Below are 25,234 nucleotides of genomic sequence, written 5' to 3' on the forward strand. Positions count from 1 at the left end.
CAGTCCGTCTAAGAGCTGTCATGACCACGATCGGCATCATCGGTGCAGGCGAAGTCGGCACGCAATTCGCGCGCGCAGCCATCGCGAATGGCTACCACGTCGTGCTGGCCAATTCACGAGGCCCTGAAACGCTGCGCGACCTCGTTCAAGAACTGGGGCCATCAGCTCAAGCCGCAACTGCGGCACAAGCTGGAGCCGCAGCCGATTTCGTGGTCGTGGCAGTGCCGCTCAAGTTGATCAACGACATGCCCGTCGACGAACTCGCGGGCAAGGTCGTGCTCGACACCAACAACTACATGATCTGGCGTGACGGCCATTTCCCCCTCGTCGATTCCGGCGAAAAGACTGTGCACGAACTGCGCCAGGAGCAGCTTCCCACATCGAAAGTGGTCAAGGCCTTCACCCATATCCAGGCGCCCCGGATCAATAGCTGGGGTCGACCGGCCGGAGCCCCCGACCGGCTAGCGCTGTCAACTTCAAGCAATTTCTCCGAAGCCGTAGACCTCGTCACCCGGCTTTACGACCAGTTCGGTTTCGACACCGTGGACCATAGTCCGCTCAGCCAATCCTGGCGCAGCGCTCCCGGGCAACCGGCGTGGAAGCAGGAGCGCCAAACCCGGCCAGAGCTGATGGCCAATTTGGCCCGGGCACGCCCCATCGTCCGGTCCTAGTCCAGCCCATATTCAAGGAATATCCGCCATGACATCGACCGCCTATGCGCCCTCCTTGCCGTTATGGGGAGCCGTGCTTGCTATGAGCCTTGGCATATTCGGCATCGTTGGAGCCGAGCTTCTGCCGGCAAGCCTGCTCACTTCCATGGCCCACGACCTTCAGGTCACCGAAGGCATGGCCGGCCAGGCTGTGACCGTGACTGCCGGCGTGGCCGTCCTTGCCAGCCTGCTCGTTGCCGCCGCGAGCGGTCGCGTGGATCGCCGCAATGTGCTGATTTTTCTCACCTCCCTGCTGGTCGTGTCCAATCTCCTTGTGGCCGTGGCGCCTTCGCTGAACCTGTTGCTGCTCGCCCGCATGATGCTCGGGATTTCGCTTGGCGGCTTCTGGGCATTGTCCGCGGCGACAATGATGCGGCTGGTCCCGGAGAAAGACATCGCCAAGGCATTGGCAATCCTGTTCGGGGGCGTTTCTGCGGCTACCGTGTTTGCCGCGCCGCTTGGCAGCTTGTTGGGCGATCTCTGGGGATGGCGGGCCGTTTTTGTGGCAGCGGCAGGTTTGGGCGCCCTTGCTCTCCTCGCGCAATTGGTGCTGCTGCCGTCCATGCATTCCGAGCAGGCGGCACGTTTGAGTACCGTGTTTCGCCTCTTGCGCCGGCCAGGCCTAGGCTTGGGAATGTTGGCTTTCCTGCTGGTGTTCACTGGCCATTTTGGCTTCTTCACCTATCTTCGCCCGTTTCTTGAAACGGTGACGCGGGCGGGCCCGATGGGTGTCACCTCCATACTGCTCATCTTCGGCATCGGCACCTTTGTGGGCAATTCAGTGAGCAGCCGGCTGATCGAGCGCTCGATGTTCGGGACGCTGGCAACAATGCCCCTTCTGCTTGCGGTTCTAGCCATCCTGCTGGCGACCCTTGGTGGGAACGCGTTTGCCGACGCGGCACTCCCCGCCATCTGGGGTTTCGCCTTCGGCATTATTCCGGTTTCCTGGTCGACATGGGTCACCCGCGTCGCACCCGATGAAGCGGAGTCCGGCGGCGGCTTGTTGGTGGCAACGGCCAACCTCGCAATCACCATTGGAGCGGCAGCAGGCGGCTGGATCTTCGACCACAATGGTTCGCGGATGGTATTCTTTGCCTGCGCGGCGGTTCTGGCCTTGAGCTTCGTGTCGACCCTCATGCTGAAGGCCCGCCCAAGCAGATGACCCTTCCCATGGTGCAGGTACCAGTCACCTCACCTGCCCCAGAGTCTGGTTCGTATCACGAGCGGCTCACGAGACCGTGGCGGGCAGGGCTGCGCCTTGTTCGTCAGACCGGATGGTCACTGTCTCGCCCTAGACATGTCACCCCAAGTGTCACGATGCATTGCTGAGCCCCGTTCACAAGGCTTGCAAGTTCATCCCAGCTAGTCCGCAGGGATCACAGGAGACATCTTTGGTCCTGTCGAAACGAACACCAGTTCCATGTTTCTGAAAACACGAAAGGGCATCACAATGGCTGAAAAAGTATGGTTTCTCACTGGCGGATCACGCGGTTTCGGTCGGATCTGGACGGAGGCGGCACTCAAGCGCGGGGACAAGGTTGCGGTCACCGCGCGCGACCCAGCCTCGCTTGTCGAACTGACGGAAAGGTTCGGCGATCAGGTGCTTCCGCTGACGCTGGACGTCACCGACTCCGATGCCGTGATCAAGGCCGTTCACATGGCCCACGATCATTTCGGCCGGCTCGACATCGTCGTGTGCAACGCGGGCTTCGGGATGGTCGGCGCGGTAGAGGAGGTCAGCATTGAACAAGCGCGCCTCGTCATGGACACCGACTTCTTTGGCATGCTGGCAGTCGTAAAAGCTGCGTTGCCGATCATGCGCGCCCAAGGGTCTGGTCACATCCTGACTGTGGCCAGCACCGCGGGCATCATGGCAACACCATGCGGCGGGCTCTATAATGCGGCCAAGTTCGCGGTCGTAGGCCTGGGTGAAGCCCTTGCCGGCGAAGTCGCGCGGCTGGGCATCAACGTCACGATCATCGAGCCAGGCCCGCACGCTACGGACTTCACGAGCGCGTCCTCGATGGTCGTTGCCCAGCCGATCGACGCCTACGGGCCCCTTCGAGACGAACTTGCGGCGGCGTATCCGGCCGGGGGCGCCAGTGATCCCCGTACAACAGCTGCCGCAATATTGGCAGTTGTGGATGCCCCCTACCCGCCCTTGCACCTGCTGCTTGGCAGCGGCCGGGCACAGATCGATCAAGTCTATGCCAGCCGGACCGCCGACTGGGATGCCTGGTCTGACGGTCCGCACTGAGCCTCGCGTGGAGCAAGAGGGAACCGCGCGGTGCGGTCCCGTCTCAGCCGCGGGCGCAATGGGCGAGGACCGTCGATAAAACAGCGGGTCGGCTGGCTTGAAGCCCGGTTGGTGGTTTCCTCCGTCCTGATCGGCGCAAGCGGCCGAGCAAGTGCTGGACGATGTTAGTTCACTTTCATTGGCCTGCAGTCCAGAACAGGTCGCCCGGCTGGGGCCAGGCCCCACTGCCGCAAGGTGCCCGAGGCCGAGATGATCAGCCACTCGCTGCCACAATCATGAAGGCGCGAGTGGGCAGCCGGATGATACCTTGTGCATCGGCATAGCCATTGAAGGCCTGCTGCAACGCCTCACGTAAGTTTTCACCCTCATCGGGGCTCAAGGCAGCATACCCCGGAAAACCGCGGAACATCGGGTCGCACTCGCTGACCACGTCGGGGGAGGAGTAAGGACTCCAGTCTGCCTGAGCGACGTGAATATTGGCAGTGGAGCAACCAGCCTCCAACAGGCTCTCCCTCAGCTCGTCTTGCGAGAAGGTAGGGAACATCCCTGCCGGCCATAGTTCGCGATCCGGATGAAGCTGCGCAAACACACGCCGCATCAGATGTGCCGGTGAGCAATCGTCTTCCTGCGTCCACATTGTCAGCCCAACACGACCCTGGCGGCGGGTGACCCGCAGCAACTCGTCCAGCCCCAGCCGCCATGTCGGAAAAGCAAGAATGCCAAAATGCGAGATGGCGATATCGTAGCTTGCACCGGCTGTGCCGAGCGATCTGAAATCCATGACCCCAGCGCGGGCATTCTTGAAGGATCGGAGCCGCTCCGCGCTGCGCGCCACCATGTCCGGACTGATATCGGTCGCCGTTACCCAGGCGTCGCGCTCTGCCGCAGCGACCGCGAGTCCACCAGTGCCGGAGGCAACGTCGATTACCGCCAAGCCATCGAGCGGCATCAACTGGTCGAGCAACTGGATCGCGAAGGGCTGCGTCGCGCGCTCGCCCATACGCTCGTAAAGTCCAATTGGGCCGGCGCCTGCATCGATGGGGCTGTTTGTCAAAGCTAGGCCTCCTAAAATCTTCTCGTAACGTGCAAAGTGTGGGGGCGGCGCTGATTGGCGTACTTTGTTACTCGTCCATCAAGCCACGTTCACGCCGGGCGTCGTATTTGAGAATTTCACCTCTCATGGCGTCACCCCATCGGCCAACGAACGCGACCGTGTCGCTAGAGTGGAGATGAGCAGTGAGTGCGGCCTGGTCTCTCCACCGCTCGGCAATCAGGAGGCGGCCAGCATGCGGATCGTCCATAGCCGCGTCATAGGACAGATTTCCGTCCCGCTGCCGCGCAGTGATGGCGAGTTTCTGGAGATCCTCGACAAACTCGGTAATCGAGGAGGGCTCGACATACATATAGCCGGTAACAATCAGCATCATGGCTTACCTTGGTGGATCCCGCTCGACCGTCTGCACTTCCGACGATCGGGCGGCTGACAGCAACAAATCAGACGGACAGCACGATCTTGCCTTGAATACTGCCGTGGGCGGCGCGCTCATGTGCGCGCGATGCCTCGGCCAGCGGGAATGTGCTGTCGATGACGACACGCACAATGCCGTCGTCGAGCAGGCGGGCGGCTTTTGCCAGTTGCGCGCCATTGGATCGAACCTGCGTGGATGAGACCGTAATCCCGAGCTTCTTGGCCTCCGCGTGACCAGAAAAGCCCAGCGGGTTGACCAGGAACAGCGCGCCACCCGGCTTCAGAACATGTAAGAAGCGCTCCATGTCCGCGCCGCCTACTGCGTCGAGGACAAGGTCCACGTTTCGGACGACTTCCTCCGTCGCGATCGTCTTGTAGTCGATGAACTGATCCACGCCGAGATCTCGCATCAGCGCCTCGTTCTTGGCCGATGCCACCGCGATGACGCGAGCGCCCTGCCATTTCGCCAGTTGGACAACCAGGTGCCCGACACCGCCCCCGGCGCCGTTGATCAGCACCGTCTGGCCGCCAAGGGGCACTGGCTCATGCCGGAAGGCTTGGAACGGATTGGGCTCGTCATGGCCAAGCTCGATCAGGAACTGCCATGCCGTTAAAAGCGACATCGGTGCACCGGCCGCATGAATATGGTCGATACCGGTTGGTTTGGACGCAAGATGCGATGCCGGCACACCGATGTACTGCGCGTAGGCGCCGCTTCCCGTCATTAGGTCGTCAGGGAAGCGAACCATCGCGTAGACCTCGTCGCCAATGCTGAACTCATCGACGTCGGGGTGAACCGCTTCCACGACACCCGACACATCCGTGCCGAGAATCAGTGGGAAGGATGCGTTGGGTCGCCATTCTGGCGGCAGCGCTCGATAGCCGTCCCGCAGATACCAGTCGGGCGGATTAAGCCCTGCCGCGTGGACCCGAACAAGCACCTCGCCGGGCTGCACATCCGGCCTGGGCGCGTCTTCGTACATCAGCACCTCTGGACCACCAAATGCGTGCAGACGAACTGCCTTCATCTCGTCGCTCATGGTCAAATCTCCGCCTCTCATTGTCATTGGCGAATTTAGCGGCAGCACTGCTGGTTGATAATCGCTGCAGAAGGCGTTTAAGTAATGCCATGGTGGAACATATCACTCTGGACCGGCTCACTGGCATTATCGCCTTCGCGCGTGCGGGATCGCTGGGCAGCTACACGGCAGCGGCGCGCGCGCTGTCGATTTCTCCGTCGGCTGTCAGCAAGAGTGTCCAGCGGCTTGAGCGGCATCTGGGGGTGTCGCTGTTTACCCGTACGACACGCTCGCTGGCCTTCACGCCTGAAGGACGCGACCTGCATGAGCGCGCGCTGCGTCTGCTCCGCGAGGCGGAGGAGATCGAGCAGACGGCAATGACCGCCCGCTCGGAGCCATCGGGCACGTTGCGCGTGGCGGCGTCACTGCCGATCGGACTCCACCTGATCGCTCCCGCTTTACCAGCTTTCCGCCGGCTCCATCCGAACCTGGTCGTTGATCTTAGGCTGGGTGACCAGATGGTGGACATGATTGAGGAAGGGATCGACGTCGCCATACGTATCGGTGATCTGGCTGACACTCGACTTCTATCACGCAAGCTCGCGCCCCATCGGCTTTGCTGCTTCGCCTCGCCAAGCTATCTCGAGGAACGCGGCACCCCAACCCACCCCGATGACCTAGGAGGGCACGACACCGTCAATCTTCGGTATCAGAGCACGGGCCAGGCATTTCGCTGGCCATTCCGGATTGGCGATCGTGAAATCGAGATCGTGCCCAATTCCGGTGTGCTCGCCGATGCCAGCGAGGCCGTGCTCATCATGCTGGCAGCCGGTGGTGGGATAGGGGTAGGCGCCTCCTTCATGGCAGCTCCCTACGTGCAGCGCGGTGAATTGATCCCAGTGCTGTCCAGGTTCGCCGTTGAGCGAAATAACGTCACCGTGCTTTGGCCGGCAAGCCGACGCGCCAACCCCGCCGTGCGCGCCTTTCTAACCATGCTCGACGCCACTTTCACCCAGCGAACGGCGGCTTCAAGTATCGGCTGATCTTGCGCGGAAGGGCGGCCTAAGGGGTCGGTTCCTGCCGACAGACTGCGCCCCATTTCAGGCGTTCGGTCCGCGTTTTCGTGCTGACGAGGGTCACTCGTGCATCAGCATCGGATGGCTGAGATCACGTAAAGTATCAAGGCAGCACACCGAGCTGGCGGGCAATGGCCTGGTAGTCCATTAAGAACCACATCTCGGCGAAGCGACTGTCTCGGATCCGGTAGCTGGCGAACTCGGTGAAATCGACGCGGCAGCCAGTTGACTCTAGGCCTAGCCAGGTTTGCCCGGGGGTTCCGGTATCGCGAAGCCGGGCGGCGATACGATCATCATCTACGAACAATTCTTCGACCTCCCAGGTGAAATCGGGCACAGCCTGGACTATGCTCTTGAGGGAATCCACCACGTCATCCCGCCTGTAGGATCGGCCATTTATGGTGACATCAGGGCTGATCAAATCCGCGATGGCACTGAAATCCCGCGCGTTCGCTGCTTGGATGTAATGAAGATAGAATTGCTTCAACAATTCGTCTGTCATGAAGCACTTCTCCATGTTGTTGACTGAGCGATGGGAATGGCGTCGGGGTGATCGACGCCATTGAAGCTTACTGGCCTTCGCTATTGCCAATGAAGTCCAGGATCAGGTCAGTGACCGCTTCGGGTGCCTCCTCGGCTACGTAATGACCGACATCAAGCTGAACGATCTTAGGGTTGGCGATCCGATTTTCCATGAAATCAGCCAGCAAACCGTAGCCCAAGCCACCGATGCCCAGCGAGGGGACATCGATTTCTCGGGGAAGGAAGCGTTGTCGATCAGATCCTGCGGATAGGCTTGGTACCATCCGTCGCCTGCCCGAATGGCAGCAGGCGTGTTGTAGGCGTTTGCGTAAACGGCGCGATCGAACTCGGTGATCGCGTCCTGATGGTAGAGGAGCGAGTCCCAAAACCAGTCCAGGTAGATATGTGCCCGTCCCTCGATCAGCTGCTCGGGCATGCCATGCACCTGATGGAAGGCGAACCACCAGATTAAGAAGTCCTTCCTGAATTCTCCCGACAGAACCTGGGGCGGCAGGAGCGTCATCTGGGAAGTTGATGCGGGAAGTCCGCCGACGTCGAGATAGGTCGTCGACAGGGTTGCTTCGGGGTAGAGAACAGAGAACGGATACGCGATGTGCCCGCCGATATCATGTCCGACGATATGGACTTTCTCCAATCCGAGGCTCTGGATCAGCTCGTATATGTCCTGGGCCATGTTCTTTTTATCATAGCCACCCTCGGGCTTGTCCGATGCCCCCATGCCGCGGATATCGACCGCGATGACGCGGTGGCTTTCCGCCAGCTTGGGCATGATCTCGTGGAACGCCCACCAGGTCTGGGGCCACCCCGGCCATGAGGACGACCGGCGTGCCTTCCCCGCCCTCCACATAGTGCAGCCGCGTCCCATTCACGTCGGCAAACCCGCGGCGAAAGCCGTCGAGTTGAGCGACCAGGGCGTCATCCGACACGTCCAAATGGGCGTAGGGATTTCCCTTGTCGGTGACTTGTGCAAGCACTGCTGTAGGCGAGAACATCGCCAAGCCCATCAGCGCTGATGCTGCGCCCACACGAACTTTGCTGCGCCAAACGGACCAGGTATCGGATTTAGGATTCATTCGTCTGCTCATTGGATTGCCATTGTAATTTTTGCGCGTCGCGCCTGAAGAGGGACGGGCCGCCTTTGCTTGGGCCTAGGCGTTGTACCCGCCGTCCACGGTCAAGGTCGCTCCGGTCACGAAATCAGCACCGGGGCTAGCCAGGAAAACCACGGCCGCCGCGATGTCGGCGGGCGTGCCGTACCGGAGCACTGACGTCAGGCGACGGTTTTCGTCGGCCAATGGACCGTTAGCCGGGTTCATGTCGGTGTCAGTCGGGCCGGGTTGAACGACGTTCACCGTGATGCCCATCGGGCCCAGTTCGCGGGCGAGATGGCGGGAGAGGCCCAGGTAAGCCGATTTGGTAAGCGCGTAGGCCGCCAGGCCAGAAAAGGGCGCGCGCTCAGCCGAGTTTGAACCGATGCTGATGATACGGCCGCCTCGGCCAAGGTGAGGAATTGCCGCCTTGATCGCCAGCATGGCCGAGCGCACGTTCACATTCAGCAAGGCATCAATGTCGTCCAGCGTGAGATCAACAAAGGCCCCCATGCGCGCGGTGCCGACATTGTTGACGAGAATGTCGAGACCGCCCAATCCGCCCGCCGCCTCGCCTACCGACCGGGTCACTGCAGCGGCATCAGCGCTGTCAGCCTGGATCGCCACCCCTCGGCGACCGGCGGCTTCGATCCTGCGCACCAGTTCATTCGCACGGTCGGCCGACCGCTCATAGGTAATCGCGACGTCAGCGCCTTGCTCCGCCAAAGCCAGCGCTATGCCAGCGCCAATACCGCGCGAAGCACCTGTAACCAAGGCACGTTTTCCAACGAGTTCGCTCATCAAAGCTTTTTCTGTATCGTTCGATCCAAAAACTCATAGGCCGACGTCAGCGTCCTGGTCAACACTTATATGTCGGTCGATACAGAAAGGAAGATGAAGCCGACTTTAGTGGCACCTCGGGTTGAATGTTCGCCTGAGCAGGAAACTTGAAGGTTGAGGCTGAGGAAGATATGTATCGCTCGATGCAGATTGCTTCAGTACCTGCTTCTCGGAGACCGACAGTGGCTAAAAGTCGGGGCAGACCTCGCGAATTCGACCGTGACGCCGCGCTTGCCGCCGCAGCCCGACTGTTCTGGTCGAAAGGCTATGAGGCGACGTCATTATCTGACCTCAAGCAAGCCATGGGCATCGGCTCGCCCAGCCTTTATGCTGCATTCCTATCCAAAGAGGCTCTGTATGTGGAGTCGCTGCAGTACTACCGCCGCACCTATGATGGTCTGGTGTGGGGCAATTTCGCGGAAGCGGCCACCGCACGGGAGGCCGTGCGGTCCTTCCTGACGGACTCCGCCGCTGCGCTCACGGGACACTTGGCTGACATCCCCAAGGGTTGCATGCTGGTGCTGTCCTCTGTCGGCAGCGAGGGTCACGACGTCCTCGGAGAGATCGTAAGGTCTGGACGGGCGGCCACTGTGGAACGACTGGAAGCCAGGTTTATCCAGGCCATCGCCGATGGCGAACTGTCCGAAGCCGTCGATGTCCATGCCTTGGCGCGCCTCGTACAGACAATGCAGTCAGGCATGTCCATTCTGGCGCGGGACGATGTCAGCTACGCCGAGCTTCGGGCGGTCGCCGAGTTGGCTATCGAGGGTTGGGACGCCTATTTGGCTAAAGCATCCCGTTCTCCAGAACAGCATGATGCTTAGGGATTGCTCCCTCCGCTCGCCTTGCCACTTGAATTTACGCTACTGCCGCTGCCACACCAGGTTTGTTGAGCATGGATGCGCGAAGCTGTCGCGACCCCTGCGGACTGCCACACCGTAGCGCCTTGCTGCTGAGCTCGAAGCATGAAGCGTAAACTCAGATCCTACTCACTTTTGGCGCGATCTGATTACCCCTTGTCATCCTCTGCCAATGCCGCTGTCGCCCGCACGGCATAGGTTCGCTCCAGCAAAGGAGCACATCATGACCGACACCATTTTGATAACGGGAACCTCGAGCGGCCTGGGCCGGGCAACAGCAAAGCTTTTCCAAGCCAGGGGCTGGAACGTCATCGCCACCATGCGGACGCCCAATCGGGAGACAGAACTCAACCAGCTCGAACGGGTCCTGGTCACGCGGCTCGACGTGCAGGACGTCGGCTCGATCCAGTCTGCGATAGATGCTGGGCTGGCGAGGTTCGGGCGCATCGACGCGGTGGTGAACAATGCCGCTTATGGCGCCTACGGTCCGCTGGAGGTGACACCGCTCGACAAGATCCGCCGCCAGTTCGACGTCAACGTCATCGGGCTCGTGGCGGTCACGCAGGCCCTGCTGCCGCACTTCCGGGCCAAGCGCAAGGGCACGATCGTCAATATCTCCTCGGTCGGCGGAAGGGTCGCTTTCCCGCTTGGTACGCTCTACCATGGCACCAAGTTCGCCGTGGAGGGGCTCTCAGAAGCGCTGCACTACGAACTTGCCCCGCTCGGCATTGCCCTTAAGCTCGTCGAGCCCGGCACCATCGCCACCAATTTCGCCGGGCCGTCTTTTGACTTCAGCAATGATCCACCGATCGCGGAATACCAAGGCTTGGTGGAGGCCCTGTGGAAGGTGATGGGGCCTATGATGGTGGAGGGATCGACGCCCGAACAGATCGCCGAAACGGTCTATGCCGCAACCACTGACGGCACCGACCGGCTGCGCTACGCGGCGGGGGAAGATGCCATCCAGTTCCTGAACAATCGTCGGGCAACCGATGACGCAAGCTTCTTTTCGAGCATGCGGGCGCAGTTCGGCATTGGTGCATGAAGTGCCCGGGGTTGGCGGCGTGATGGTGGTTTGATGATTGGAGACGTCATGCACGAGCATCACTATGCACTCGATACGACATGGCGCACCCTGCTCAGGGACCTGGAGATCGTTCCCGCCAATGTGCTGCGCCGGGCGGGACTTCCCGATGATCTGTTCCAGCAACCCTCGGCCCGCCTTGCTCCGCAAGACTATTATCGCCTTTGGGACAGCCTTGAGGCCGAATCGGCAGACCCGCTCCTGCCGATCCGGCTGTGCGAAAGCCTCCGCAGCGAATCCTTCTCGCCCGTCCTCTTTGCAGCGCTGTGCAGCCCGAACCTGCTGGTGGCGGCACAGCGCATCGCTCACTACAAGACGCTGATCGGCCCGATCCGGCTGGACGTCACGCGGACCGCCGACACGGTGACCTTCCAGCTGACCTGGCTCGACACGCCCCTGCTGCCGCCAACATCTCTGGTGTTGCTGGAATTGCTGTTTGGCGTCTCGATCGGCCGCATGGGCACGCGTGAACCGGTGCGGCCATTAACCGTCACCACCACGGTGCTGCCCAGTTCGGTCACACCCTACGAGGATTATTTGGGCGCCCGCATCCAACGCGGAACCGCCCATAGCATCACCTTCACACTGGCCTATGCCACTCGCCCGTTCCTGACCTCCAACGAACAGCTCTGGTCGGTGTTCGAACCCGAGCTGCGGCAACGCCTGGCCAGCCTTGAAGCCTCCGCGACCACCGCGCAGCGGGTACGGGCGGCCCTGCTCGAAAGCCTTCCCAGCGGTCTTGCCACGATCGAAGCCATTACCCAAAAGCTGGCCATGAGCCGCCGCACGCTGCAACGCCGCATTGAGGCCGAGGGCACGAGTTTCCAGGGGATCCTGCGGGACACGCGCGAGGCTCTTGCCCGCCATTATCTCGAAAAAACGAACCTCGCCCCTGCGGAGATTTCGTTCCTGCTGGGGTTCGACGAGCCCAACTCCTTCTATCGAGCCTTCCGGAGCTGGACAGGCACCACACCGGACGGAGTGAGGCGGGCGAATAGGAGGACCGCTTGAACTGGGTGTGCCAGTGCTCGAATCTTACCCACCCTGGGGACAGTAGAGCGCCCGCATTCCGGCCGTTCAGCGAGTCCGATCAAGCTCCTGAAAGCGGCCGTTCTGTCTCAGGGCTCCGGGACGGCTTCCTTGGGGTGGATTGCGGACTGACTGCTTTCGACACCGCACTCTCGTATACGGACACTGGAGGGGGCCGCTTCAGGCGGCCCCTATATTGCTGATTTCAGAGCGAACCCGCCTCCTTGAACCGGCGTGGCAGCAGGAAATCGATAAGGGCAAGGACGATGACTGAAGTGCCAGTGAGCGGGAAGGCAATGCAGACCGCCGCCGCGATGATGATCACGCCCCGGGGTGCCCGGTACTGTTTGGGATAGAGCGGTTCCGCAAGCCTGCCCTTGGGTCGACGCTTCCACCACATCACCACGCCCGATACTGCGATCAAGACCACAGCCGCGCAGAACAGCAGATTAAGGGCGATGTTCCACCATCCAAGATTGCCCTGATGCAAAGCGATGCCGGCTGCCATGGCCTTGCCACCGAGCCCGTAGTCGGCAAAGGCGACTTCGCTGATAATCTCGCCGGAGTACTGGTCGATATGGACGGTGCGGTCTCCGAACGGATTGGCGCTGTCCCCACTGCTGCTGTCGGTAGAAATGGTGAAAACACCGGTCTCGCTCGCGGGCATGTTCACGCGAAACTGGCCGGTAAAGCCGATGTCGAGGGGGGTGGCGACGATGCTGTCGAGGTTCGCCGGACCGGCTGCCGACATGTCCATGCCTGAATGATCCATGCCCGTGGCACTATGGTCATGCGGTTCGCACACCGGCATGGGGGTCTGCTCGAGGGTCCACGGGACGTCATGCTCGTCGCCATGGTTCAGGGAGGCATGGGTCGTGTCGGATACTGGCGCGCCAAGCTTGGCTGCCGGGAACGTGTTCCAAGCCTGCACGATCTGGGTGCCCCAGATGCCGGTCCAGGCCAGTCCGCTGAAGAGGAAGAACAGCAGGACAATGGCGAAGTAAAAACCGGTGCTCATATGAAGGTCGCGCGAAAGCCCCCGGCCCTTGGTCAAACGCGGAAGCAGCGCCTTGCTCCAGGTCCGGGCGCCGCGTGGCCACCACATATAAAGGCCGGTGAGCAACAGCACGATGCCGAGACCGGCCGCCATCTCAAGGACGCGGTCGCCGAAGTCGCCGAGCAGAAGTGTGCCGTGGATCTTGGAGGCCCAGTTGAACAGCACGCTGTCCTGCCGGTACTCGGCCATCACTGCGGCGTGGTTAGGATCGACAACGACGATGTGAGCCCCGTCCTCGGCAGACACCATGAACTTGTTGGCGAGGTTGGTCTCAGGTGCCTGAACGAACATGGTGATACGGCCACCCGGGATGGAGGCCGCGGCAGTGGCTGCTTGCTCGACGAGCGGCGCCGCTGCGGTGGGCGCCTCCACCAGGTGCCGCGGCCCGAGCATGGTCTCGACGGAATTGCCGTAGAGCATGATCATGCCGGTGCAGGCGAGCAGGATGAAGAAGGGTACGACGACGAGGCCCGCGTAGAAATGCCACCGCCACACGGCGCGATAAAGACGAGAGCTGGCGCGGCTGTTCGCCTGCGCGCCTTCGGAAGACATGATGGTCATATTAGATCCTGAGCGTTCACGCGCCGAGGGCAGCGTGATTGTAAGAGCGAGATTGATTGAGCTCAGGCGTGCAGCGGAGGGCCTCGGCTGCGATTGGCAATCGAGTGCAGGTCATCCTGGGAGACGACTTCGGCGAGCGGGTACACGACAGGCACCGCTTGAAGCGCGATGTGTTCACTGTGGCAGGGCGGCGGCGGCAAGACCGCGTCACCACCAAGTCGGCAGGCGTGGCATGGCGCATGGGAGAAATTGTCGCCGGGGCCGCCATCGCCACAGTAGACGACTGCGCCATTGGTAAACGCGAGGCCGTCGTAAGCAACTGCTGGCGCGGGTGCCGGGACGAGATTGAGCAGGACTAGCGCCAGCACCAGCAGCGCTCGCGTCACCTCCTCAAAATATGGTCGTACGCGATCCATGGTGCACCTCACCTCCAGATAGCTGGTGCTTCGGACTTCCGCCACGACAATCTTGAATGACGATCGCAACGTTAAGCCAGTGGTCCGGGAGACGTTGTGACCGCGCTTGTGGCACCGCACACTCCGCCAGAGTACATGGGCTCCTAAGCGTGCATTGCTGGCTGGAACGCGCCCCATTTCAGACGTTCAACCTGCTTGATCAAAATCTGAAAACCTGCCGGTCGGGTCCGGGCCTCCGGAACGGCTTCCATGGGATAAACCTGCGACCGGCAAGCTCTAAAGGAGCGTGGTAGAGCGCTATTGGCGCAGCGTGCCCCATAAAAGCGGTGCACGTTTAGCCGAGTTGTAGATACGGGGGGCAGTCCGAGGCTGGCCCATACCGAGGACAGGAAAGCGTCGATGACCAACGAGATCGAGGTCTGCGCCCCCGACCACCCACAATAGGGCGAGCGGCGGGGGGGGGTGGTCAGGGCTAGGCAGACGCCGGCGACGCGACCAGTGCCGACCAGAGTCGATCAGGCAAACACCAGCAGGGTCAGCCGGCTACACCTTTCGGCACGGCCGCAGTTCAGTAGTCGAACTGGTGCGCCACGCTGATTTTGAAGGTGCGGCCGAGGGAGCGGTCGAGGGCCAGGTTTTCGCGGTAGTCGGCGTCAAACAGATTGTCGATGCCCAGCCCGATCTCGGTGCCCGCCAATGGACCGTAATCGGGCTTCCAGGTGGCGAAAAGATCGAGCGTCGCAAAATCCTCGGCCGAACCGTCGGCCGGTCCGATGATGTATTCGCCAGCCTCCGCAAGGGTCAGCCGCGCGCCATATTCCAGCATCCATTCCGGATAGCGCCCGCCGAGCGTTGCCACCAGCCGCGATTGCGGCACGGTCGAGAGAGGGGTGCCGGTAACGAGGTTTGTGCCAATTGTCATGGCATAAGCGAGATTGGCGAACATCCATTCGGCGTCATAGGCCGCTTCGACCTCGATCCCGTACAGTTCGGCTTCCGAGATATTGCCATAATAGGGCAATCCCCAGACGCTGGGATTGGAGGCGATCATGTCCTCGATGCGATTATAGAACACCGTGGTCTTGAGCGCCCCCGTGTGTATTGTAGATATTTTCCGCATCAAGGATGCACTCGCTAGCACCGTTTGTTACGCAAGTTTAGGCCGCGAATGCCTCTTCCGTCTAGTTAGATGGATCACCGTGAGAAAAACTTGCAAGAGGCTAGCAGGACTTTTATGTGCGCTCCCAGATGCCGTGTGAATCGCAACTAATCAAAAGTCCTTTTTCGTTGCTTACCCTCTTCTGATAACCACGATGAAAACTCGCTCTTTGAATGCAGCCCGAAGCGGCTACATCGAACGTCACGCACAGCACGGCCCTCGACTTCACTGAACCTCAGTGATTAATTGAGCAGCTGTGTTCGCTCAGCTGACATGGAGAGATGCTATGAGACCGTCCACTGTCATCTTGCTTGCTATCGGAGGAATGCTCTTAGTTCTCACCCCAGCGCTCAGCCAATCTTTGTCGACCTTGCGAGGCGAAGTGAGTGTCGGAACGCTCGATTCCGCGATTGGCGAGTATTCTTTCCTCACGGACTCGACCGTAGGTGACGCAATTTTCGCCAGCTGCCAAATGGGCGATCTGTGCGAGATTCAGGCTCTCGTGCAGAACGAACAAATTGTGGCGGTGGCAAGCGCGAAGAAAGTTCCTGTGGGACCCCCTTCACCTGAAGCGGTTTACGATACGAGATATGCCTGCCTGTACGGCTCAATGGAAGGCGAGCAGCTAGCCGATGCTGACAGAATTGAGATGTGCGATGCGCTTGGCCAGCTTGAAGCTGAGGCTCTAGATGCGGGCTATTGCTGGAACCAGATGGCCGGCGAGTACAAAAGCTGCGAGTGACCGTTTGGTTCGTTCAACCCAGCCCGGCGGAGCTGAAGCCGGGGTGCTTGGCCGATACAGCAGTCACGGGTCTTTCTTGCCGTCTTCGGGGCTGGTGGGCCACTCGATATGGGCAGCCGCGGCCCTAACCAACAGCATTTCTAGAATGGCTCACAAACGCCGGTGACGTGTCGATTGTCTTAATACGAGGGTTGGAAGCGTCGCCTCCGCCACTTACTTGGCCAGAACGGCACCGGCCAATAAACCCATGCAAGTGGGTCGCCGAACTCCACGCCACCAATCTTGAGGATGCGGGACGTGCTGCTGATGGAAACCGTAACAGCGTTCAAGGCGACCTCATCCTCGTCGTCGGTCCACTGGTAGAGCTGAGTCATTGCTGAGGCTTTGGGGTCGTTGTCCTTAGGTGATTATCTACCCGCCTATCTAAGTCTTGGATATCTCCATAGGGATAAATGTCGGTTGCGCTTGTGGCGAAGGATGCGGGCCGAACGATCACCTTGTGACCCCGAAGTGCGGGATCTGGCTACAGCATGATCTCGCCACCTGTCACCGGGATCACAGCGCCAGTCATATAGCTTCCCTCGTTAGAAGCGAGTAGCACATATGCGCCTGCCAGCTCAGCCGGTTGCCCGACCCGTCCAAGCGGCGTGTCTTGCCCAAAGGTCTTTACCTTCTCTGCTGGCATTGTAGACGGAATGAGCGGCGTCCAGATAGGACCGGGCGCAACGGCGTTCACTCTGATGCCTTTCCCCCCAAGCATTTGCGCTAGTCCAGCTGTGAAGTTGGAGATAGCTCCTTTTGTCGTTGCATAGGCGAGGAGCTCAGGAGACGGATCCTTGGACTGAATGGATGTGGTGTTGATAATCGAGCTTCCCGGTTCCATGTGCGGGACCGCCGCCTTGCTAAGATAAAACGGCGCGTAGATGTTAGTCTTGAGCGTTGTGTCCCATTCCTCCGAGGTGATATCCCCTATGTCCTCGTAAGTGCGTTGGAACGCGGCATTGTTCACTAAGATGTCCAGCCTACCGAGTTGATCGACAGCCGCCTGAACCAGTGCACGGCAGTGGCTCTCCTTGGTGATGTCACCGGCCATCACCAAGGCTGTACGGCCAGCCTGTCGGACCAGTTCAGCCGTTGAGTTGGCATCTTGGTCCTCGCTCAAATAGGACAGGAGAATGTCCGCTCCTTCCCGCGCGAAGGCGATGGCGACTGCACGTCCAATGCCGGAGTCAGCGCCCGTGATAAGAGCCACTTTCCCGGTCAGCTTGCCACTTCCCTTGTAGCTGTCTTCCCCATGATCCGCAGGGGGATCCAACTGGTCAATGAAGCCGGGCGGCTCTTGCTGCTGTTCTGGGAACGGGGGCGTGGGTCTGTTGGACTCGGTCATTTACGTAACCTTCGGTTGAAGCCTTCTGCTCATTGCAAGCTAGTCCTCTGACGTTTGGTTCCTGCGTTTTATTATTCGGCCTTCTGAAGTGATCAAGGGTGCAATGCTGACGGCAGCCTTCCGAGCGTCAACATGGCGTTCTTTGACCCGCACGCCGCGACTAAGCCCGCTCAGCGGGTGAATTTCACGCCGAAACTCAGTTAGCGCTCGCCTGCTTTGGTGAAGGCGCAAAGGCCATGCCTGAGGCGAAAAGGCGGCCATCACCGGCACAACCATGTCGACCCAAACCGGCCGCACATCAACCCAGTCCCGGCGCAGGGGCAAGCCGCCCCCAGCTGTTGTTCCACAGAGCTCGGTCCTGCAGAGCTATGAGCCGGATGTTTTCACCCGATAGCCACAGGGTTACGGCGAGCGCTACTTCTGCTCAGAGGCGGATGCACGGTCTGCTGGGTGGCGGAAGTCAAGTGTCTAATGGTTAGGCCAGTAGACAGTTAGCCTACCAGCCTAGGTCTGCGGTTTCCAAGCAAATTGAAACCAGAAGCATTCATCCACACGCGAAACTTAAGCGTCGATCTGCATGGCCGCTCTTAGGTGGCCCTTGAACTCCGCGACGGCGGACAGAATGGCCGCTCGGTCACCAAGTTGTGCCAAATCGAATGTCATCTTAGTGGCCGCAAGCGGGGGGGTAGAACTAACTAGCACCTCACGGTCATTCTCGGGTGGCTCTTGCTTCTCCCATACACCGTAATACCAGTTTAGGCTGGTATCTTCCGTGCACTTCCAAGCCATTAAGGTGAGCATAGACTTCGTTGTGGCAGCGTCGGGAAATTTAGCAGCGTCGGGCTCCCCCCGGCCTAACTCATCAAAGTCTACATCGTCAGCATCCAGCATTATCTCCAGTAGCCAATCATTTGCCTTTAGCTCCTGATTGCTGGCGTTTATACCTTTGTAGAGAAATGACGCCTTGTAGAATGGCAGCGCGTCCCAAGCCCACTTGTGTCTCATCGGATTTGTCGACAACTGTCCGGGACGAGCGGTTGCAAAGGGAGCCCAAGCATAAAAATCGTGGGTCTCGAACTCGTCACTTATAACTTGAACGAGGTCCATGACCTTCCGCTGATAAGCCCAGACGAGGCGATACGCTTTCCGCACGTCCCGTAAGGCGAGTTCTAAATCTTGCATCATGCTCTCCAGAAGAGACTACGGATGACTGAAAGAGACTGGTCAGCGTTTTGCATCGTCTCGAAATTCCCCAAAGTGTTCAGCTCCTGCCCCTGTCGAAATCCAAAGAGCGAAAGTGCATCCCTTATGTCGTCAACTATGCGCTGTGTATGGCTATCGAAAATGTCGATGGCACTGAGCGCCGTGTAAAGCCTCGACCAATCGGCGGCGGCGGCGGTCAGCGCAGTCTTCCCATCGGACACAGTCAAAATCTCCGACTTGAGCCGAGCAGCAAGTTCTGCGGCGGAGCTGCCGACACCACCGATGGCCAAAAGGTACACCTTTCGGGTTCCGGCAAATTGCTCCTCATTGGGCGCATTCCTAGCCCTCAGCGCTTCCCATTGGCGATACCATTGGTGTGCGTATTGAGCCCCTCCGAGTTTTGCCTCGACTATAAGGTCGATGTGAATGGAGGGGTCACCCACCTCAAACTGGATAAATACGTCCGGCTCCACCGTGCCGCCAGTAACGGTGTCCGACCAACGAGGCCAAAATTCTATTTCTCTGAGTTCTGCCACTCTATACAGTGGAAGGACGGGACCAAAAGTCTCCCGCAAAACGGCCCAAAGAGTCGGCCCGCTTAGATACGCCAAACGTTCGAAGACGGTCGCGGTAAGAAGGTCTTCACTCGCTCGGAATGCTTCTGACCAAGAGACTGTTTCGCCTGATTTGGAGTCGACACGACCAGCTTTGCCCGACTGAATTGCTTTGAACAAAAATCAAGTCCTAGGGAATATTGCTAATCGGAGCATATGCGGCTCAGTGACTTAGCTGCAAGGGGTGAAGTTGTGCCGTGCAATTCTTTCTTGGGCTTGCTAGGGCAGAGCCCAAAACTTGCCTGCTATCGAAGTCAAGCACGCCGTCAATGAACCATTACAGTCACATCAGTCCACAAAATCGAATATTTCATCCACCAAATTCTCGCACGCAAGAAGTGCGCTCAGTGTGACTCCGATTGTCGCCAATGCCCAGTTGGGAGCGTTACAGACGGCTCTAAGTTCTTGCTCGCCGTCCACGAGATCTGCTCGAACCGCTATGCCTGTGTTGTCGCCCGACCAATTTTCGGACAACTGCAGCTGCAGGTGGATTCCGAAGAAAGCCCACTTGAACCTGTTCGCGTCCTCTAGTCGGGTTGTATAGCGAGGAACAACTTGCAGGTGCTGGACGTACTCGATTTCCGGCTCGCCTTCTTCATCGCCCTCCCCTCCCCAATTTGCTAAGTCGCGGATTGCCATAAGCTCCTCATAGTCAGCAGCAGGAGTGCGGTTGTTGTGCTTGAACCAGAGCCGCCTTTTCGACAACAAGTCACCGTCGATTACGTCGCCTGTCGTATGGCGGACCTTCACCACCGTCGCACTATCGATCAGCTGGAATAGCTCGCCGTCTAGTGCGCGCATCGCTGACGAAGTTGAGTGCCCTGTTTCGTTCCTGACGGCTTCGAGGAGGTCATTAATGCGCTTTCTCGAAATGAACATTGGATTCCTACCCACCATCGCCTTGGAGCATAGATAGAAGCGTATTCCGGGGTCCCGTAGCACGCAGCAATAGAGTGGAGCGGCCTTCACGTTCGGACAAGGTTGCCGAAGCAAGTATGCTAAGGCAGTAACATCAGGGCGTACCACCAAGTGACGTAACAGCCTTGCGCCCACGCACGTCACCTGACGCTCGATATTGGCCGATGTGACACTACTCAACCGCTGCCTAAGCCCTGATGTGGCAAAGTGATAGTCGCTTCACGACCGCGCGATTTGGCCCAGCCTTAGAACATCGTTAGCTATGTTGATCGCTAATAGACCTGAGCAGTGTTGTCCCGCAGGTGGGATTGGCTGACTAGATCCGTTCCCGAGTTCAAGATGCCAACATTGACCACGTGCGTTGCCCAAGCCGCCTTTGTTGCCGTACTTTCTATCTTCTGGAGCAATAACGCTCTGGCGCAGTCACAGACAATCACAGCGGACGCCATCAACTCTGCGAGTCTAACCGATTACATTGCTGCTGCGGCTTTCGCGCCTGCCGTGGTGCAGGTCGCGTCAAACGAAGCTATGGAGCCTGAGAGGGTTTACGCCGACCCGGCTCTAGCGCGCCTCCAGATACTGCTGGATCGGGCCGGAGCTTCCCCCGGCGTGGTTGACGGCTTCGATGGCGGAAACCTGCACAAGGCGGTACTGGCGTTTCAGATGATGAACGGCCTGCCTGCCGATGGACAACTGACGCTCGCTGTTGCGGCTAGACTGGATGAGCCGGGCGATGCCATCGGCCTTTACACCATCACTCCCGAGGACGCCGCAGCTATAGGCGGCCCCATTCCAACCGACTACGCCGAGAAGGCTGCGCTGGACTATCTTGGCTACGAGAGCGTTCCTGAACTGTTAGCCGAGCGGTTTCACATGGATGTCGGCTTACTAGTGGCGCTCAACCCGGCCTCTGGGTTCGGGGTTGGCGACAGCGTCAACGTCGCGATGACCGGCACCGGCCGCCAAGGTGTGGTGACTTGGATTGAAGCCGACAAGACCCTTAAACAGGTGCGGGTTTATGGCGTCGATGGCGTGCTGCTCGCCGCCTACCCTGCAACCATTGGTAATGAAGAAAACCCCTCGCCAACCGGCACTTATGTGGTCGAAAACGCCACAGCCATGCCGGGCTACACCTACAATCCCAAGATCAACTTCCAGCAGGGCGAGAATACCGAAGTTCTGACCATACCCCCCGGACCAAATGGGCCAGTAGGATCGGTGTGGATCGGCCTATCAAAGCCATCCTTCGGTATTCATGGCACCCCTGAGCCGTCGATGATCGACAAGACCGGCTCGCATGGTTGCATTCGCCTGACCAACTGGGATGCTGAGGAACTTGCAGCGATGATCGCTCCGGGTGTGACAGTGGACTTCCTGTAAGCTCCGACAACTGCATGTTGACACCGACTATTCGCGCCATGCGAGCCTCAGGTATAAACCTTGAGGTGACACATGGCTCGTATCGGCTACGCCCGCGTCAGCAGCAATGACCAAGACTTAGATATTCAACTGGCCAAGCTTAAAGCTGAGGGCTGCGAGATCGTTCGTTCCGAGAAGGTGTCGGGTGGAAGCCGTGAAGGCCGGGCCGAACTCGAAACGGTTATTGAGTTCCTGCGCCCCGGTGATGAATTGGTTGTCGCTCGCCTTGACCGACTGGGCCGCGACACCCGGGACGTACTCAACCTCATTCATGAATGCGAGCAGCGAAAGGCGTTTGTCACGGTGCTCGACCCACACGTTTCGACTCGTGGCGAGGTGGGGCACATCGTGCTCACCGTGCTCGGCATGGTGGCCCAGATGGAGCGCCGCTTCATCAAAGAGCGGCAGCGTGAAGGCATACAGCAGGCCAAGGCGCAGGGGCGATACACAGGCGGAAAACGACGTCCCGACCGGGAAAAAGTGATCCAATTCCGTACTGAGGGGCTGGGCGCTTCGGCGATTGCCAAACGGCTGGGCTGCTCGCGTATGCAGGTCTACCGGATCATAGCAGAGCAGTAATGACGGGGCATCAGCACGGCGGTGCCCTACAGGTAGGTCACGCCGACATGGCGGGATGGCGTACAGATTGCAGGGGCTCTTGGGCAGAGTTGCCTGCGTATTTGGTGCCTTGCTCGTCCGCCCATACACCACTCCACGGCACAACGACGACAATTCCGGCAACAACGCACGTGCTGAATAGCGATCCCTTTAAGCCAATCGTCACAACCTGAGTGGCGGGCCGAACTCACTTTGCACGAGCCGGGCCGAAGCGTAAGCTTCCGCCTGTTCAGCTCTGCTGACGCGGAGGGACAAAACACCAAGGGAGGACTTCATGAGGCCAATTGTTCTAGCTGCATCAGCAGCACTGTTGCTGACGGGCACGCCCGCCGCCTTCGCTCAGGATGCCATGAGCTTTTTCATTACCAGTACCGGGTTGGGCGACGGTGCCAACCTCGGCGGGTTGGAGGGCGCTGACGCGCATTGCCAGAGCTTGGCGGAGGCGGCCGGTTCCACCGGACAGACTTGGCGTGCTTATCTCAGCGCCGAGGGCGTCAATGCCCGCGATCGTATTGGCTCCGGTCCTTGGACCAATGCCAAGGGTGAAATCATCGCCGCCGATTTGGCTGAACTTCATAGTGACAAAGTCAACATCACAAAAGAAACGGGCCTCACCGAGGCTGGCGCTGTCGTCAGCGGACGGGGAGATGAACCCAATCAGCACGACATCCTCACCGGATCGAACGCCGACGGGACCTTGGCCGCTGGGCAAACTTGCGGCGATTGGACCATGAACGGAGAGGGGTCCGCCATGGTAGGACACCACGACCGTTCCGGCCCTGACACCCTCGCAACTGCCACGTCCTGGAACGCGGCGCACCCGTCACGAGGCTGCGGGCAGGATGCCTTGGTGGGAACCGGCGGCGCTGGCCTACTTTACTGCTTTGCGGTTTTGCCGGTCGGCAACTGAAGCCTCAATGCCCGGATCAGACTAAGCCGCCTTAGTGACACACTAGGGCGGCAGGCATAGCCGAGCAACGGATGAAGCTTTCTTACTGTTTTGGTGAGTGGTCTCCCCAGTCGCGCAAGCCGTGGCCATAATGGCCGTGGAGGACAAGCGTCGAGGCAGGTACAGTCAATAGGGGTTTACCACCCGGCAGGCCCAGATCAGCCCCCGAACCACCGGTGTCCGAGTGGTTGCTGGCTATATTTATATGGTGCCCCTCCTCGACGGCAATGATAAAGTCGGCCATGAGCACAATTCAGTTCGAACCAGATCCCCGCCTTGCCGCACAAAAAGTCTCAGGAGGAGATCGGACTTGGGAGAGTACCTCTGAGCTACGGTTCTTTGCTCATTCGCCTCATGACCCAACCGCACTTCAACAGCAATGGAAGTGCGTCGAGACGGGCGACTATGAATGGCGCGAGGTGCCTACGGTCACGGGTTCAACAATGTTGAACGACAACGCTGTCTAACCGCCTATATCCAGCAGGAGCTGGTAGACTTGCCTAGCCACTGTACGTAGCTAGCCAAGCTCGCGAACCAGTAACCTCAGGCCTTAGATTCCCCGCGCCGCTGTCACATCAACTCGGCTCGAACCTCGTTGTGACGCCCGTCCTTAGTATCGGTGTTACGTGCCGACAGGGTATGCCCAAAAGTGACAGATAGTTCTACGGGCACGCCGCACTCGTAGTTCCTGCGCATGGAGTTGGCAGTTGCTGAGTTATCGGCCAATAGAGGATCGGCAACTCATCATGTTGAGGCTCTCTGCAAACGAATAGAGTCTAGGGAGGTTGAAAAGCAGATCGCTTGCCAGAGAATGCGGACGTGGCAAGCCGGGCAAAGGCTACCAGGAGAAGCCGAGCAGAGGGCAAACGGGCTTTGCGACTGCAAGAAAACAGCTACACCGATTAGCAATAATTTCCGAGGAGGCGAACATCGCAGCTGCTAAGAGCTTTGCCTAAAGAGCGGCACTAAAACCAGAAGGAACTTGAGTTGTATATCTCTGTGATATTTCCACTAGCTGATTTTCGTGTACTTCATGACAATCATGCTGGCCGCCTGAGCAAACCGAAATGGGGCGAGCATGATCCCCAAGCTCTATTTGTGCGCGGCTTCGGAAGCATTCACACCCGAAACAAGTCAGGACTGGGTTTCTTCGGAGAGAATTATTACGCGGATTGCGACAACCTAGTGAAATATCCTCAGCAGACATTCGTGTCAGCGATTGTCGGGGACGAACGAAGAATACTTACTTACCCAATTTATCGTCGCTTCTATTTTGATGGCTTAACATCCGGTCGGTTCGAGCTCGGGTTCAGGATGAACAAGGCTACCTTAGAGGCAGCAAAGACGATTGCTGATTATAGACATAACGAACTTGTCTACGACCCCGTTTCAGTCGCGAAACAGATTCTATCGAAACAAACTACATTGCATCTTCTTGATGGCCGAACGCTCGCGTCTGCGCTCGTGCAAATCATGGAGCCGCTCAGAGATGCCTATCTGATGGCTACGACGAGCAGTAGTGCGATGCACCAGTATGACATCACCTCGGTCGGCTCCAGGTACGTCAATGTTAGTTCGCCATTTGTCGTTGTGCGATCGGGGAGCGACACACCACTCACCGGCGCAAGTAGCATGCGGTCACTGTACAAAGGGGAATTTGCAATGTGGGGGGCCAGAAGCGGCCACCACAGACGCGACATAGACACGATGATTATCGAGTCTTCCAATTTGCTAACTAACGAGTCAGCCAAAGAGAGGTTCGCTCGACTATTTTATACCCAGATCCGCTGTCTAAGCTTCTCCCACTCGTTTTATCTAAGACAATCAGACAAGGGACAGTTCACTGGCCCCAGTCACTTACGGCCAGCGGTAGCGGCTATGCTTACGCGCCTGCAGAACCTTCAGCCAGTCGCCGGAGATAAACATGATGCTGATGTATGTCTTGCAATGGCCGAGATTGTCGCAAATTCAGATTTCAACCCGTCTCGGCTGGCCGATGAGATAAATAAGCGGGTAAGTAGGACCTGGGCTAGAAGGTTTCTTCCAGCTGCCTTTAACTTTGTCGACAAGAAGATCGATAAAGCAATAGAGGCCGCCGCAAGCACTGCAACAAAGCAAGCGCTAAACGGCGGCCTCTGAATATATTGGGCAGCACCAAATGCTCAGCCCGTCTATGACGTTGAGGGCAGACCCTCTTGAGTTCATTGATGCCCAAAA

The 25,234-nt window shown here is 59.0% G+C and carries 25 protein-coding genes; 12 read left to right on the forward strand and 13 right to left on the reverse strand.

Annotation, left to right across the window (positions count from 1 at the left end):
- Nucleotides 1-20 precede the first annotated feature (20 nt).
- The 3 genes from ELX51_RS15010 (at nt 21) to ELX51_RS15020 (ending at nt 2,967) form a co-directional block, all read left to right on the forward strand.
- Entirely contained in the window at nt 21-671 is a 651-nt protein-coding gene (locus ELX51_RS15010; protein ID WP_127754283.1) for an NAD(P)-binding domain-containing protein, read from the forward strand.
- A gap of 28 nt (nt 672-699) precedes the next feature.
- Nucleotides 700-1,872, forward strand: coding sequence for an MFS transporter (locus ELX51_RS15015; protein ID WP_127754284.1), 1,173 nt, complete (start codon nt 700-702; stop codon nt 1,870-1,872).
- A 258-nt stretch (nt 1,873-2,130) separates the two neighbouring features.
- A complete protein-coding gene (locus ELX51_RS15020) occupies nt 2,131-2,967 on the forward strand; it encodes an SDR family NAD(P)-dependent oxidoreductase (protein WP_248305139.1) in 837 nt (278 codons plus the stop codon).
- Nucleotides 2,968-3,220: 253 nt separating this feature from the next.
- Here ELX51_RS15020 and ELX51_RS15025 read toward each other — a convergent pair whose 3' ends face one another.
- The 3 genes from ELX51_RS15025 to ELX51_RS15035 all read right to left on the reverse strand — a co-directional run bounded on the left by ELX51_RS15025 (nt 3,221) and on the right by ELX51_RS15035 (nt 5,475).
- Entirely contained in the window at nt 3,221-4,021 is an 801-nt protein-coding gene (locus ELX51_RS15025; RefSeq protein WP_127754285.1) for a class I SAM-dependent methyltransferase, read from the reverse strand.
- Nucleotides 4,022-4,088: 67 nt separating this feature from the next.
- A complete protein-coding gene (locus tag ELX51_RS15030; RefSeq protein ID WP_248305140.1) occupies nt 4,089-4,394 on the reverse strand; it encodes a putative quinol monooxygenase in 306 nt (101 codons plus the stop codon).
- 67 nt (nt 4,395-4,461) lie between these two features.
- Nucleotides 4,462-5,475, reverse strand: a complete 1,014-nt coding sequence (locus ELX51_RS15035) for an NADP-dependent oxidoreductase (RefSeq protein WP_127754286.1) — start codon at nt 5,473-5,475, stop codon at nt 4,462-4,464.
- An 89-nt stretch (nt 5,476-5,564) separates the two neighbouring features.
- Here ELX51_RS15035 and ELX51_RS15040 point away from each other — a divergent pair, with 89 nt between their 5' ends.
- Nucleotides 5,565-6,497, forward strand: a complete 933-nt coding sequence (locus tag ELX51_RS15040) for a LysR family transcriptional regulator (protein ID WP_127755317.1) — start codon at nt 5,565-5,567, stop codon at nt 6,495-6,497.
- Between the two features lie 136 nt (nt 6,498-6,633).
- Here the strand turns inward: ELX51_RS15040 and ELX51_RS15045 are convergent, their stop codons facing one another.
- From ELX51_RS15045 to ELX51_RS15055, 3 genes are all read right to left on the reverse strand, one after another.
- A complete protein-coding gene (locus ELX51_RS15045; RefSeq protein ID WP_164854884.1) occupies nt 6,634-7,032 on the reverse strand; it encodes an ester cyclase in 399 nt (132 codons plus the stop codon).
- 135 nt (nt 7,033-7,167) lie between these two features.
- Entirely contained in the window at nt 7,168-7,938 is a 771-nt protein-coding gene (locus tag ELX51_RS15050) for an alpha/beta hydrolase (RefSeq protein WP_127754288.1), read from the reverse strand.
- Between the two features lie 283 nt (nt 7,939-8,221).
- Nucleotides 8,222-8,962: an SDR family oxidoreductase gene (locus ELX51_RS15055; protein WP_127754289.1), complete on the reverse strand. Its 741-nt coding sequence runs from the start codon at nt 8,960-8,962 to the stop codon at nt 8,222-8,224.
- 170 nt (nt 8,963-9,132) lie between these two features.
- On the opposite strand from ELX51_RS15055, the gene ELX51_RS15060 reads away from it, so the two are divergent.
- The 3 genes from ELX51_RS15060 to ELX51_RS15070 all read left to right on the forward strand — a co-directional run bounded on the left by ELX51_RS15060 (nt 9,133) and on the right by ELX51_RS15070 (nt 11,956).
- A complete protein-coding gene (locus tag ELX51_RS15060) occupies nt 9,133-9,825 on the forward strand; it encodes a TetR/AcrR family transcriptional regulator (protein WP_127755318.1) in 693 nt (230 codons plus the stop codon).
- A 259-nt stretch (nt 9,826-10,084) separates the two neighbouring features.
- The gene (locus tag ELX51_RS15065) at nt 10,085-10,906 is read left to right on the forward strand and encodes an SDR family oxidoreductase (protein WP_127754290.1); all 822 of its coding nucleotides are present in this window, start codon (nt 10,085-10,087) and stop codon (nt 10,904-10,906) included.
- 48 nt (nt 10,907-10,954) lie between these two features.
- Nucleotides 10,955-11,956 (forward strand): AraC family transcriptional regulator, encoded by a 1,002-nt coding sequence (locus ELX51_RS15070; protein ID WP_127754291.1) that lies wholly within the window; start codon nt 10,955-10,957, stop codon nt 11,954-11,956.
- 223 nt (nt 11,957-12,179) lie between these two features.
- On the opposite strand, the gene ELX51_RS15075 is transcribed toward ELX51_RS15070, so the two are convergent.
- From ELX51_RS15075 to ELX51_RS15085, 3 genes are all read right to left on the reverse strand, one after another.
- Nucleotides 12,180-13,592: a PepSY domain-containing protein gene (locus tag ELX51_RS15075; RefSeq protein ID WP_127754292.1), complete on the reverse strand. Its 1,413-nt coding sequence runs from the start codon at nt 13,590-13,592 to the stop codon at nt 12,180-12,182.
- A 62-nt stretch (nt 13,593-13,654) separates the two neighbouring features.
- Nucleotides 13,655-14,008: a hypothetical protein gene (locus tag ELX51_RS15080; RefSeq protein WP_127754293.1), complete on the reverse strand. Its 354-nt coding sequence runs from the start codon at nt 14,006-14,008 to the stop codon at nt 13,655-13,657.
- 568 nt (nt 14,009-14,576) lie between these two features.
- On the reverse strand, nt 14,577-15,128 hold the full coding sequence (locus tag ELX51_RS15085; RefSeq protein WP_127754294.1) for a TonB-dependent receptor: 552 nt from the start codon (nt 15,126-15,128) through the stop codon (nt 14,577-14,579).
- Nucleotides 15,129-15,453: 325 nt separating this feature from the next.
- On the opposite strand from ELX51_RS15085, the gene ELX51_RS15090 reads away from it, so the two are divergent.
- Nucleotides 15,454-15,909 (forward strand): hypothetical protein, encoded by a 456-nt coding sequence (locus ELX51_RS15090; protein WP_127754295.1) that lies wholly within the window; start codon nt 15,454-15,456, stop codon nt 15,907-15,909.
- A gap of 523 nt (nt 15,910-16,432) precedes the next feature.
- On the opposite strand, the gene ELX51_RS15095 is transcribed toward ELX51_RS15090, so the two are convergent.
- The 4 genes from ELX51_RS15095 to ELX51_RS15110 form a co-directional block, all read right to left on the reverse strand.
- A complete protein-coding gene (locus ELX51_RS15095) occupies nt 16,433-17,296 on the reverse strand; it encodes an SDR family oxidoreductase (protein WP_127754296.1) in 864 nt (287 codons plus the stop codon).
- A gap of 561 nt (nt 17,297-17,857) precedes the next feature.
- Nucleotides 17,858-18,481 carry a hypothetical protein gene (locus ELX51_RS15100; protein WP_206524639.1) on the reverse strand — a complete coding sequence of 208 codons (624 nt, stop codon included), beginning with the start codon at nt 18,479-18,481 and terminating at the stop codon, nt 17,858-17,860.
- On the reverse strand, nt 18,478-19,233 hold the full coding sequence (locus ELX51_RS15105; RefSeq protein ID WP_127754298.1) for a hypothetical protein: 756 nt from the start codon (nt 19,231-19,233) through the stop codon (nt 18,478-18,480). The genes ELX51_RS15100 and ELX51_RS15105 overlap by 4 nt, the downstream gene beginning before the upstream one ends.
- Nucleotides 19,234-19,401: 168 nt before the next feature.
- The gene (locus tag ELX51_RS15110; RefSeq protein ID WP_127754299.1) at nt 19,402-19,992 is read right to left on the reverse strand and encodes a hypothetical protein; all 591 of its coding nucleotides are present in this window, start codon (nt 19,990-19,992) and stop codon (nt 19,402-19,404) included.
- A gap of 378 nt (nt 19,993-20,370) precedes the next feature.
- On the opposite strand from ELX51_RS15110, the gene ELX51_RS15115 reads away from it, so the two are divergent.
- The 4 genes from ELX51_RS15115 to ELX51_RS15130 all read left to right on the forward strand — a co-directional run bounded on the left by ELX51_RS15115 (nt 20,371) and on the right by ELX51_RS15130 (nt 25,156).
- Nucleotides 20,371-21,411 (forward strand): L,D-transpeptidase, encoded by a 1,041-nt coding sequence (locus ELX51_RS15115; RefSeq protein ID WP_127754300.1) that lies wholly within the window; start codon nt 20,371-20,373, stop codon nt 21,409-21,411.
- Nucleotides 21,412-21,483: 72 nt separating this feature from the next.
- On the forward strand, nt 21,484-22,029 hold the full coding sequence (locus ELX51_RS15120; RefSeq protein ID WP_127754301.1) for a recombinase family protein: 546 nt from the start codon (nt 21,484-21,486) through the stop codon (nt 22,027-22,029).
- A gap of 313 nt (nt 22,030-22,342) precedes the next feature.
- Entirely contained in the window at nt 22,343-22,978 is a 636-nt protein-coding gene (locus tag ELX51_RS15125; protein ID WP_127754302.1) for a hypothetical protein, read from the forward strand.
- A 1,026-nt stretch (nt 22,979-24,004) separates the two neighbouring features.
- A complete protein-coding gene (locus ELX51_RS15130) occupies nt 24,005-25,156 on the forward strand; it encodes a hypothetical protein (RefSeq protein ID WP_127754303.1) in 1,152 nt (383 codons plus the stop codon).
- Nucleotides 25,157-25,234: the final 78 nt, after the last annotated feature.

It is taken from the genome of Devosia sp. 1566, from assembly GCF_004005995.1.
GTDB lineage: Bacteria > Pseudomonadota > Alphaproteobacteria > Rhizobiales > Devosiaceae > Devosia.